General features: G+C 71.7%; 13 protein-coding genes. 6 read left to right on the top strand and 7 right to left on the bottom strand.

Annotation, left to right across the window (positions count from 1 at the left end; all coding sequences use genetic code 11):
- Window positions 1-5 precede the first annotated feature (5 nt).
- Window positions 6-656: a glutathione S-transferase family protein gene (locus VFQ84_RS11045; protein WP_325131684.1), complete on the top strand. Its 651-nt coding sequence runs from the start codon at window positions 6-8 to the stop codon at window positions 654-656.
- A 4-nt stretch (window positions 657-660) separates the two neighbouring features.
- The gene (locus tag VFQ84_RS11040) at window positions 661-1,179 is read left to right on the top strand and encodes an adenine phosphoribosyltransferase (protein ID WP_325131683.1); all 519 of its coding nucleotides are present in this window, start codon (window positions 661-663) and stop codon (window positions 1,177-1,179) included.
- A gap of 1 nt (window position 1,180) precedes the next feature.
- On the opposite strand, the gene VFQ84_RS11035 is transcribed toward VFQ84_RS11040, so the two are convergent.
- From VFQ84_RS11035 to VFQ84_RS11015, 5 genes are all read right to left on the bottom strand, one after another.
- Window positions 1,181-1,825 (bottom strand): hypothetical protein, encoded by a 645-nt coding sequence (locus VFQ84_RS11035; RefSeq protein ID WP_325131682.1) that lies wholly within the window; start codon window positions 1,823-1,825, stop codon window positions 1,181-1,183.
- The gene (locus VFQ84_RS11030; RefSeq protein ID WP_325131681.1) at window positions 1,825-2,406 is read right to left on the bottom strand and encodes a DUF3501 family protein; all 582 of its coding nucleotides are present in this window, start codon (window positions 2,404-2,406) and stop codon (window positions 1,825-1,827) included. Before VFQ84_RS11030 ends, VFQ84_RS11035 begins: the two co-directional genes overlap by 1 nt.
- A gap of 34 nt (window positions 2,407-2,440) precedes the next feature.
- Window positions 2,441-2,872 (bottom strand): rubrerythrin family protein, encoded by a 432-nt coding sequence (locus tag VFQ84_RS11025; RefSeq protein ID WP_325131680.1) that lies wholly within the window; start codon window positions 2,870-2,872, stop codon window positions 2,441-2,443.
- A gap of 61 nt (window positions 2,873-2,933) precedes the next feature.
- Window positions 2,934-3,356 (bottom strand): nucleoside diphosphate kinase regulator, encoded by a 423-nt coding sequence (rnk, locus tag VFQ84_RS11020; RefSeq protein WP_325131679.1) that lies wholly within the window; start codon window positions 3,354-3,356, stop codon window positions 2,934-2,936.
- 93 nt (window positions 3,357-3,449) lie between these two features.
- Window positions 3,450-4,400 carry a LysR substrate-binding domain-containing protein gene (locus VFQ84_RS11015; RefSeq protein WP_325131678.1) on the bottom strand — a complete coding sequence of 317 codons (951 nt, stop codon included), beginning with the start codon at window positions 4,398-4,400 and terminating at the stop codon, window positions 3,450-3,452.
- A gap of 177 nt (window positions 4,401-4,577) precedes the next feature.
- On the opposite strand from VFQ84_RS11015, the gene ahpC reads away from it, so the two are divergent.
- The 4 genes from ahpC (at window position 4,578) to prmC (ending at window position 8,383) form a co-directional block, all read left to right on the top strand.
- Window positions 4,578-5,141, top strand: coding sequence for an alkyl hydroperoxide reductase subunit C (ahpC, locus tag VFQ84_RS11010; protein ID WP_325131677.1), 564 nt, complete (start codon window positions 4,578-4,580; stop codon window positions 5,139-5,141).
- A gap of 175 nt (window positions 5,142-5,316) precedes the next feature.
- Entirely contained in the window at window positions 5,317-6,906 is a 1,590-nt protein-coding gene (gene ahpF / locus VFQ84_RS11005; RefSeq protein WP_325131676.1) for an alkyl hydroperoxide reductase subunit F, read from the top strand.
- A gap of 66 nt (window positions 6,907-6,972) precedes the next feature.
- On the top strand, window positions 6,973-7,539 hold the full coding sequence (locus tag VFQ84_RS11000) for a Pycsar system effector family protein (RefSeq protein ID WP_325131675.1): 567 nt from the start codon (window positions 6,973-6,975) through the stop codon (window positions 7,537-7,539).
- 1 nt (window position 7,540) lies between these two features.
- On the top strand, window positions 7,541-8,383 hold the full coding sequence (prmC, locus tag VFQ84_RS10995) for a peptide chain release factor N(5)-glutamine methyltransferase (protein WP_325131674.1): 843 nt from the start codon (window positions 7,541-7,543) through the stop codon (window positions 8,381-8,383).
- Here prmC and dxs read toward each other — a convergent pair whose 3' ends face one another.
- Together dxs and VFQ84_RS10985 are read right to left on the bottom strand one after the other, a co-directional pair.
- On the bottom strand, window positions 8,384-10,291 hold the full coding sequence (gene dxs / locus VFQ84_RS10990) for a 1-deoxy-D-xylulose-5-phosphate synthase (protein WP_325131705.1): 1,908 nt from the start codon (window positions 10,289-10,291) through the stop codon (window positions 8,384-8,386).
- 140 nt (window positions 10,292-10,431) lie between these two features.
- The coding region (locus tag VFQ84_RS10985) for a hypothetical protein (RefSeq protein WP_325131673.1) at window positions 10,432-11,107 on the bottom strand (676 nt) is incomplete at its 5' end.

Here is an 11,107-nt window from a genome sequence, read left to right as displayed (position 1 = left end):
CCTCGATGTCCACCACGCTCGTGATCGGCAACAAGAACTACTCGTCGTGGTCGCTCAGGCCCTGGCTGCTGCTGCGCCAGGCCGGCATCGGCTTCGACGAGGTGCGGCTGCCGCTGGATACGCCGGAGTTCCACGCCCAGGTCGGGCGCTGGTCGCCGTCCCGGCGGGTGCCGGTGCTGCACGACGGGCCGCTGGCGGTCTGGGATTCGCTGGCGATCTGCGAGTACGCCAACGAGCGCTGGCTCGACGGCAAGGGCTGGCCGGAGGACGCGGCTGCGCGCGCCATTGCCCGCAGCGCGGCTTCGGAAATGCATTCCGGCTTCGGCGCCCTGCGCGCCCAGCTGCCGATGAACCTGCGCCGGCAGCCGCGCGCCCGGCACTGGGACGCCAGCGCCGACCACGACATCGCCCGCGTGCAGGGTTTGTGGCGGGAACTGCGCAGCCGGTTCGGCGCCGGCGGCCCCTTCCTGTGCGGACGGTTTGGCATCGTCGACGCGATGTTCGCGCCGGTCTGCGTCCGCTTCCGCGGCTATGGCGTGGAGGTCGATGCGACCGCGCGCGCCTTCATGGACGCGGTGTTCGCGCTGCCGGCGATGAAGGAGTGGGAGGCCGCGGGCCTGGCCGAAACCGAGCGCGTCGGCGCGGACGAGGCCTGAGCCGGTGCCGCCGTTCGCCGCGCTGGTCCGCGAGATCGTCGATTTCCCCAAGCCCGGCATCTGCTTCAAGGACATCAGTCCGCTGCTCGCCGACGGCACCGGCTTCGCCGCCGCGATCGCCGCGATGGCCGGGCCCTGGCGCGACGCCGGCCTGCAGGCCGTGGTCGGCATCGAGGCGCGCGGCTTCATCCTCGGCGCGCCGCTGGCGCGCGAACTGGGCATCGGTTTCGTGCCGGTGCGCAAGCCGGGCAAGCTGCCGGGCGCGGTGATCGAGGAAAGCTATGCGCTCGAATACGGCAGCGACCGGCTGCAGGTGCATCGCGACGCCCTGCCGGCCGGCGCCCGCGTGCTGTTGGTCGACGACGTGCTGGCCACCGGCGGCACCCTCGCCGCGGCCGCGCGCCTGATGGCGCGACTGGAGCTGCAGCTGGTCGGCGGCGCGGTGCTGATGGAGTTGGCCGCGCTGGGCGGTCGCCGGCTCTGGACCGCGGACGCGCCGCTGCTGGCGACCCTTCGCTACTGAGTCACCACGACTCCAGCGTGCAGACGTAGATCAGTTCGCAGCCGCCGTCGCCGCTGTCCTCGCGGCTGAGCGAACTGCGCCAGTGCCAGCCGTCCTCGCCCTGGACTTCCACCAGCCAGCCGGCCAGGCGCACGGTCTGGTCGGGACGCACCCGCGAGATCGCCGCCGCGACCTTTTCGTCGGCGGGGATCAGGTGCATGTTGGCGCTGCTGCGGATGATTTCCTCCAGCGGCAGGGGCGGCCCCTCGCTGCCCCAGCGGTAGTGGTACCAGCGGCCGGACTGCGAGATGGCGAGCGCGCGGTAGTGCTCCTCGCGCGCCATGCGGCCCCAGCCCAGCGCCAGGTCGGTCGGCGACAGCGCGGCGCCGCGGTCGAACCGGTAGTCCTCGCGCCCGAGCACCCGGGCCTCGATGGCAAAGCCCGCCAGCGGCGTCACCGCGTGCGGGCCCAGCCGGAACGGCGGCATCGCGGCCGTCGCCGGGGTCTGGAGCGGCGCCAGGATGTCGAACTTGCCCGGCGGCGGTTCGCAGCGGATCGGCCCGTCGCCATCGACGCGTGCCGCGATCGGCGCGGAGGCGCCGCGGCTGCCGGCCCAGAGCAGGGCGCCCAGCGACGCGGCCAACAGGAACCAGAGCCAGCGCGGCATCAGTCGAAGTCCCTGGCCAGCGCCTGCCGCGTGCGCGCATCGAGATCGACGGCGACGGCCATGCGCGGATCGTCGATGGCCAGGCGCAGGCCGGCGCCGGCACGCAGGGCGGCGATGGCGGCGGGTGGGAATTCGAAGCGCAGGAAGTGCACGGCCGCGGTCTTCCCGCCGACGCTGCGCGCAAGGTCCTCGTCCGCGATCGCGGCGATCGGTGGCTGGCCCTCGACGCAGGCCTGCACGCGATGCTCGATGCCGCCAAGGATCGCCAGGGCGCGCCGGCGCTGCTCGGCATCGGTGTATTCGAACAGCAGGGTCGCCTTGAGGTTGCCGCCGTCGGGCACCAGCGGGTTGTAGGCGGCGAGCTCGGCGTCGATCGCGGCGGCGTCGGACAGGCGTTCGATGCGCAGCATTTCCTGTACCTGGTGCTGCACGGTCAGACGATCCTCGAACAGCAGGGTGGCGTGTTCGCCCAGCGCCACCCGGCGCGCCTGCTTGTGCGCGATCACGCGCGCGCGCCAGGCCGGGCGGGCCTCGGCATAGTCCCCGGGCGACAGCAGGTCGGCGCGACTCAGTCGTTGCATGGCGTGCGAAGGGGCGTGCCGGTGGGCGTCGCGATCAGGACTCAGCCCGCGCCGCCAGTTCGTCCAGGGTCTTCTGGAACCGGTTGGCGTGCGAGCGCTCGGCCTTGGCCAGCGTCTCGAACCAGTCGGCGATCTCCTCGAAGCCTTCCTCGCGCGCGGTGCGCGCCATGCCCGGGTACATGTCGCTGTACTCGTGCGTTTCGCCGGCGATGGCCGAGCGCAGGTTGGCGACGGTGTCGCCGAAGGGCAGGCCGGTGCTCGGGTCGCTGCAGGACTCGAGGTATTCGAGGTGGCCGTGTGCGTGCCCGGTCTCGCCCTCGGCGGTGGACCGGAACACCGAGGCCACGTCGGTGTGGCCTTCGATGTCGGCTTTCTGCGCGAAGTACAGGTAGCGACGGTTGGCCTCGGCCTCGCGGGAGAAGGCCAGCTTGAGGTTTTCCTCGGTGCGGGAACCCTTGGGCGTCATCGTGTCACCTGGTCGCGGGGCCCGGGAGCGGCCCGGAGGCCCCGACTATTGCCGCGTGCGCTCAGCGATGCAAGACGTCGGCCGATTCCGGCGGCGGCACCACCGTCACCACCCGCAGCCGGAGCGCCCGGCCGCCCGGCGCCTGCCAGTCGATGGCCTGGCCCACGGACAGGCCGAGCAGGGCGCTGCCCACCGGCGCCAGCACCGACACCCGGCCGGTCACCACGTCGGCGTCCTGCGGGTAGACCAGGGTGAACTGGTGCTTGTCGCCGCTGACTTCGTCGACGCAGGTGACGCTGCCGTTCATGGTCACCACGTCGTCCGGCACCTGGCCGGGCGGCAGCACGTTCGCGCGCTCGAGCTCCGCGCCCAGCGCCTGCGCGGCGGGCAGTCGGCGCAGCGCCGGCGATTCGAGCAGCTGTTCGAGCCGGGCAAGGTCGCGGCTGCCCAGGGTGATCGGCGGCAGGGAATGGGGCGAATCCATGGCTAACTCCAAAAGTAAACGGGCGGCGCGCATGGCGCACCGCCCGGGGTTTCACGATTTGTCCGGCTACCGTAGCCCGCGGACGGGTGGGGTTCAAGCCCCGGCGCGGCGACGCGTGCGCGCGGCGGCGCTGGTTTGCCGCGGTGGGTCGAGCAGGCCGGGCGGCAGGTCGCGCAGCACCGCGGCGAGTTGGTGCAGGAAGCCGGCCATCGCCGAACTCTTGCGCCAGGCCAGCGCCAGTCGTCGCGTCGGCGGTGGATTGCCGAATTCGAGCAGGCGGATGTTCTCGGACGGCGATACCGGCGGCTTCACCGCCAGCATCGGCAGCAGCGTCACGCCGACGCCGGCGGCGACCATCTGGCGTAGCGTTTCCAGGCTGGTGGCGCGGAAGCCTTCCTTCTCGCCGGCGCCGGCCAGGCTGCAGACGGCGAGTGCCTGGTCGCGCAGGCAGTGGCCTTCCTCGAGCAGCAGCAGGTGCTGGTCGCTCAACTCGGCCAGGCGCAGGTCGCGGTGGCCGGCCAGCGGGTGGCCCTCGGGCACGGCCAGCATGAAGGGCTCCTCGAACAGGAACTCGGTCTCCAGCCAGTCCTCGTGCAGCGGCAGTGCCAGCACGGCGGCGTCGAGCTTGCCGTCGCGCAGCAGCTGCAGCACGACTTCGGTCTTTTCCTCGACCAGCAGCAGCTCCAGCCGCGGGAAGCGGGCGCGGATGCGCGGCACCACGTGCGGCAGCAGGTAGGGGCCCAGGGTCGGGAAGAAGCCGATGCGCACGCTGCCGGCCTCGGGGTCGCTGGTGCGGCGCGCGGTCTCGCGCATCTGGTCGACTTCCGCCAGCACGCGGCGCGCGCGCGCGGCGATGTCATGCCCGGCCGGCGTGAGCATGACGTGGCGCGGCGCGCGCTCCACCAGCGATACGCCCAGCTCGTCCTCGAGCTTCTTGATCTGGGTGGACAGCGTCGGCTGGCTGACGTGGCAGGCGTCGGCGGCGCGCCCGAAATGCCGCAGCTCGGCCAGGGCCACCAGGTATCGCAGGTCGCGCAGGTTCATCGGGATGGACGCCGCCTATGGATGCGGCGCCAGTAATGCGCCAAGTAAATGGCATTGTCGAGCAAGTTATAGGCAAAAGCTATCGTAAAGATAGAATCAATCTACTTTTCACATCAATAGGTTTTGCCTAACATGGCCCCAACTTCGATTCACCCTCCCTCCCAAAGGAAATCCCCCATGTCCCTGATCAATACCGAAGTGAAGCCGTTCAAGGCCCAGGCCTTCCACAACGGCAAGTTCGTCGAAGTGACCGAAGCCAGCCTGAAGGGCAAGTGGTCCGTGCTGATCTTCATGCCGGCCGCCTTCACCTTCAACTGCCCGACCGAGGTCGAGGACGCCGCCGAGAACTACGGCGAGTTCCAGGCCTCCGGCGCCGAGGTCTACATCGTCACCACCGACACCCACTTCTCGCACAAGGTCTGGCACGAGACCTCGCCGGCCGTCGGCAAGGCGAAGTTCCCGCTCGTCGGCGACCCGACCCACCAGCTGACCCGTGCCTTCGACGTCCACATCGAGGAAGAAGGCCTGGCCCTGCGCGGCACCTTCATCATCAACCCGGAAGGCGTGGTCAAGACGGCGGAGATCCACGACAACGCCATTGCCCGCGACGTCACCGAGACCCTGCGCAAGCTCAAGGCCGCGCAGTTCATCGCCGCCAACCCGGGCCAGGTCTGCCCGGCCAAGTGGAAGGAAGGCCAGAAGACGCTGGCCCCCTCGCTGGACCTGGTCGGCAAGATCTGACCCCCGGCGACAGGCAGGCGCGCCAGGCCCGGGGCCTGGCGCCATCGTCGCCCCGGCGCGGGGCCGGTCTCCACCGGCCCCGCCGCCACCGTCCATCCCTCCCGAGGGTGTTTTCGCGCGCCGCCCGGCGCCCCCAGGCCGCGCGCGAAAGCCCCCCTGTCCACGGAGTCACGCCATGCTCGACGCCACCCTCAAGACCCAACTCGCGGCCTACCTCGAAAAGCTGCAGCTGCCGATCGAACTGCGTGCCTCGCTCGACGACGGCGAGGCTTCGCGCGAGCTGCAGGACCTGCTCGCCGAGATCGCCTCGCTGTCGGACAAGATCACCTACGCGCGCACCGACGACGATGCGCGCCGGCCTTCGTTCGAAATCCTGCGCAGCGGCACCGACGTCTCGGTCCGGTTCGCCGGCATCCCGATGGGCCATGAATTCACCTCGCTGGTGCTGGCCCTGCTGCAGGTCGGCGGCCATCCCTCGCGCGAGTCGCAGGAACTGCTGGCGCAGATCGCGGCGCTCGAGGGCGCGTTCCGGTTCGAAAGCTATTTCTCGCAGTCCTGCCAGAACTGCCCCGACGTGGTGCAGGCGCTGAACCTGATGGCGGTGCTGAACCCGGGCATCGAGCACGTCGCGATCGACGGCGCGCTGTTCCAGGCCGAGGTCGAGTCGCGGCAGGTGATGGCGGTGCCGACGGTCTACCTCAACGGCGAAGTGTTCGGCGCCGGGCGCATGAGCCTGGCCGAGATCGTCGGTCGGCTCGATACCGGCGCCGCCAGTCGCGAGGCCGCCCAGCTCGATGCCAAGGCGCCGTTCGACCTGCTGGTGGTCGGCGGTGGCCCGGCCGGGGCCGCGGCCGCCATCTACGCCGCGCGCAAGGGCATCCGTACCGGCATGGCGGCCGAGCGCTTCGGCGGCCAGGTGCTGGACACGATGGGCATCGAGAACCTGGTCGCGGTCGCCGAGACCGAGGGCCCGAAGCTGGCGGCCGAGCTCGAGCGCAACGTGCGCCACTACGAGGTCGACCTGATGAACGGCCAGCGCGCGGCCAAGTTGCTGCCGGCGGGCGACGACGGCCTGTTGCGGGTCGAGCTGGCCAGCGGCGCGGTGCTCAAGTCGCGCACCGTGGTGCTGGGCACCGGCGCGCGCTGGCGCCAGATGGGCGTGCCGGGCGAAGACACGTACCGCAACAAGGGCGTGGCCTACTGCCCGCACTGCGATGGCCCGCTGTTCAAGGGCAAGCGCGTGGCGGTGATCGGCGGCGGCAATTCCGGCGTCGAGGCGGCGATCGACCTGGCCGGCATCGTCGCCCACGTCACGCTGGTGGAGTTCGATGCGAAGCTGCGCGCCGACGAGGTGCTGCAGCGCAAGCTGCGCAGCCTCGCCAACGTCACCGTGCTGGTGAACGCGCAGACCACCGAGGTGCTCGGCGACGGCGGCAAGGTCAACGGCCTGGCCTGGCGCGACCGCCTGCTGGGCACCGAGCACCGGCTCGCGCTCGAGGGCATCTTCGTGCAGATCGGCCTGCTGCCGAACACCGAGTGGCTCCAGGGCACGGTCGAGCTGTCGGCCCGCGGCGAGATCGTCATCGATGAACGCGGCCAGACCTCCGTGCCGGGCGTGTTCGCCGCCGGCGACGCCACCACGGTGCCGTACAAGCAGATCGTGGTCGCGATGGGCGCCGGCTCCACCGCGGCGCTCGGGGCCTTCGACCACCTGATCCGCGCGCCGCTGCCGGCGGCCGCCGGGAAGCTCGCGGCGGCGGCCTGAGCCCGGTCCTGCGCCGGCCCGCGCGGCCGGCGCTATGATGGCGCGGTCCCGGAAGGATCGCGCCCCATGCCCCCCGCAGAAATCCCCCCGCCGGCCGAGGTCTCGAAGCTGTTCGCCGCCGTCCCCGAGCGCAACACCGGCGACACGCTGCTGCGCACGATGCAGATGCACCACGTGCAGCTGTCGTCGATGGCCGACACCAAGGCCAACATCATCATCACCATGTCCTCGATCGTGCTGACCCTGGTGCTGGGCCGGCTGACCGACCCGGTGCTGCGCACCGCCTCGCTGACGCTGGCCGCATTCACCCTGCTGGCGCTGCTGCTGGCCGTGCTGGCGGTGCTGCCCAAGTACCGGCCGCTGAAGCTGGTGGACGACAAGATCCCGCCCCAGTTCAACCTGCTGTTCTTCGGCCATTTCGCCGAACTGCCGCGCGAGCGCTTCCTGGCCGAGATCGCCGGTGCGCTCAAGTCCGACGGCTCGGTGTACGAGACCATGGCGCGCGACACCTATGCCCTGGGCTGGTACCTGGCGCACCACAAGTACCGCTACCTGCGCCTGTCCTATCTCTTCTTCCTGGCCGGCTTCCTGCTGGCCTGCGTGGTCCAGGTCGCCAGCCTGCTGGCGGCCTGACGTGGCCACGCTCGCCAATGCCCTCCGCGACGCCGCGTCGCGCCTGCCCGGCGACGCCGCGCGGCTCGAGGCCGAGCTGCTGCTGGCGCACGCCCTGCAGCGCCCGCGCAGCTGGTTCTACGCCCATGCCAGCGACGTGCTGGCGGCCAGCGACGCCGAGGCCTTCGAGGCGCTGGTGCGGCGGCGCCTGCACGGCGAACCCGTGGCGCAGATCACGGGCCACCGCGGCTTCTGGTCGCTGGACCTGGCCGTCACTGCCGACACCCTGATCCCGCGCCCGGAGACCGAGCTGCTGGTGGAGCTGGCGTTGGACCGCATGCCGCGCGGCGAGCCTCTGCGGGTGCTGGACCTGGGCACCGGGACCGGCGCGATCGCGCTGGCCGTGGCCAGCGAGCGCCCGCTGGCCGACGTCACCGCCACCGACGCCAGCGCCGGCGCGCTGGCCGTCGCGCGCGCCAATGCCCGCGAGGCCGGGCTGCCGGTGCGCTTCCTGCCGGGCGATTGGTTCGATGCCGTGCCGCGCGAGTCCTTCGACCTGGTGCTGAGCAATCCGCCCTACCTCGCCGACGACGACCCGCACCTGGTGCAGGGCGACCTGCGCTTCGAGCCGCGCACGGCGCTGGCGTCGGGGGCGGACGGGCTGGACGCCATCCGCCGCATTTGCGCCGGCGTGGCCGCGCACCTGGCGCCGGGCGGCTGGCTGCTGGTCGAGCACGGGCTCGAGCAGGGCGGGGCGGTGCGCGCGCTGTTCAAGGCGGCCGGGCTGGAACAGGTCACGACCGAGCGCGACCTCGAGCACCGGGACCGCGTCACCGTGGGCCGGCGGCCCCGCGACGCGGGCTGATCAGCCGGCCTGCACGACCCGCGTCGCCGCCGCGGCCAGCTCGGGCCAGCGCGCCAGCAATGCACGGCGGATGCCTTCGGCGTCGAGGCCGGCCTCGGCCAGCAGCTGTTCGCGGCTGGCGTGTTCCTGGTAGCGATCGGGCAGGCCCAGGTGCAGCACCGGCAGGGTGATGCCCTCGGCCGCCAGCAGTTCGGCCACGCCGCTGCCGGCGCCGCCCATGATGGCATTGTCCTCCAGCGTCACCAGGGCATCGTGGCTGCGCGCCAGCTCGAGCACGAGCGCCCGGTCGAGTGGTTTCACGAAACGCATGTTCGCGACGGTGAGGCCCAGGTCGCCGCCGACCTTTTCCGCCGGCGCCACCAGCGCGCCGAACGCGAGCAGGGCCACGCGGCTGCCGCGCTTGCGCAGTTCAGCCTTGCCGATCGGCAGCCCGTCCAGCGTCGGCTGCACGGGCACGCCCGGGCCGCTGCCGCGCGGGTAGCGGACCGCCGCCGGGCCGGGATGCCGGAAACCGGTGCTGAGCATCCGGCGGCATTCGTCCTCGTCTGCCGGCGCCATCACCACCATGTTCGGGATGCAGCGCAGGAAGCTCAGGTCGAAGCTGCCGGCGTGGGTGGCGCCGTCCGGGCCGACCACGCCGCCGCGGTCGATCGCGAACAGCACGTCCAGGCCCTGCAGGGCGACGTCGTGCACCAGCTGGTCGTAGCCGCGCTGCAGGAAGGTCGAATAGATCGCGACCACCGGTTTGGCACCCTCGCAGGCCATGCCCGCGGCCAGCGTCACCGCATGCTGCTCGGCGATGGCGACGTCGAAGTAGCGTGCCGGGTATTCCTTGCTGAAGCGCACCAGGCCCGAGCCTTCGCGCATCGCCGGGGTGATGCCCATCAGCGAGGCATCGGCCGCGGCCATGTCGCACAGCCAGTCGCCGAACACCTGGGTGTAGGTCGGCTTGGCCGGCGCGTTCTTCTTGACGATGCCCACGCTGGGGTCGAAGGGGCCGACCGCGTGGTACTCGATCTGGTCGCCTTCGGCGAGCTCGTAGCCCTTGCCCTTGGTGGTGATGATGTGCAGCAGCTGGGGGCCCTTGAGGCCCTTGAGCGTCTTGAGCGCCGCCAGCATCGCCGGCACGTCGTGGCCGTCGATGGGGCCGGTGTAGTGGAAGCCCATTTCCTCGAACAGGGTGGAGGGCACGAACATGCCCTTCCAGTGTTCTTCCCAGCGGCGCATGAAGCGCGCGGCGGGCCGGCGCTTGTCGCCCAGCAGCTTCTTGCCGCTTTCGCGGATGGCGTTGAGCGTGCGGCTGCCCGACAGCCGGCCGAGCATGCGGGTGAGGCCGCCGACGTTCTCGGAGATCGACATGCGGTTGTCGTTGAGCACCACCAGCAGGTTGGGCTCCGGGTCCATGCCGCCGCCGTGGTTGAGCGCCTCGAACGCCATGCCGGCGGTCATCGCGCCGTCGCCGATCACGGCCACGACCTTGCGCTCGTCGCCGCGGGCCTGCAGCGCGATCGCCATGCCCATCGCGGCCGAGATCGAGGTCGAGCTGTGGCCGACGCCGAAGGTGTCGTACTCGCTCTCCTCGCGGCGCGGGAACGGCGCCACGCCGTCCTTCTGCTTCACCGTGTGGATGCTGTCGCGGCGGCCGGTGAGGATCTTGTGCGGGTAGCACTGGTGGCCGACGTCCCAGACCAGGCGGTCGACCGGGGTCTCGTACAGGTAGTGCAGGGCGACGGTGAGCTCGATCACGCCCAGGCCGGCGCCGAAATGGCCGCCCGACTGGGACACGGTTTCGATCAGGTAGGCGCGCAGCTCGTCGGCGACCGCCGTCAGTTCGGATTCCGGGAACTGGCGCAGGTCGGCCGGGTGCGTGATCTTGGAAAGGCGCGGGTAGCGCTGGGAGTCCATCAGGGCTCGGGCGTGGGAGTCAGGCCCAAATTGTCCGGCACCCGCCCCGGGGGAGCAAGGCGAACGCATGCGTGGCGTTCAGGCTGGGCGCGTGGCGGCGCGCGCTGGGACGCGGGCCGGTCCTGCGACCGGCCCCGGGGACCTCAGCGCCGGAAGCGGCCCAGCAGGCCGCCCTTGCCGGCATCGGCCGGCGGCGGCGGCGCGTTTTCGGGCTCGGCGACGCCGGTGGCCAGGCAGGCGTTGAGGTAATCGATCACTTCGGCCAGGCCGACGCCGCTCTGCTCGGCGATGTCGGTGAGCAGGGACGGGCCCTTCATCATCACGGTGGCGATGCGGAAGTGCTTGGGGAATTCCCGCTCGGTCTGCGGCCAGCGCAGCAGCTTGTACTTGTCGTTGAGGCCGAAGCCCGGCGCGAGCGCGCCGTTGCCGCCGCTCAGCGCGCACAGCCAGGCCAGCCGGGACCACGGCTGGCTGCCGCCCAGGCTGGCCGCCAGGGCCGGCAGGTCGGCCGCCGGCACCGGGGCCAGGTCGGATTCGTGGATCACCGCCGCGCAATAGGGCAGCAGCGGCTTGAGCGCCGAACCCGCCAGGTAGGTCTGGGTGCCCGGGTCGAGCACCAGGTCCGGGGCGCCGGTCAGCTGCAGCCGGACCGGGCCGGACAGGGCGCCGGGGCGAAGGTAGTCGGCCAGGCGCGGGTCGGCCGGCGGGGCGACGAAGGCAGGCTGTTCGACGGTGATGCGCGCGGCCTCGGGGGCCGGCGCGGCGGGCGCGGGCGTCGGGGCGGGGGCCGCCGCCGGGGCGACAGGCTCGGCAGCGGGA

This window comes from Arenimonas sp. (assembly GCF_035721105.1).
Lineage (GTDB): Bacteria > Pseudomonadota > Gammaproteobacteria > Xanthomonadales > Xanthomonadaceae > Arenimonas.
The sequence above is the reverse complement of the archived record's forward strand: the minus strand, read 5'-3'. Positions and strand labels throughout refer to the sequence as shown.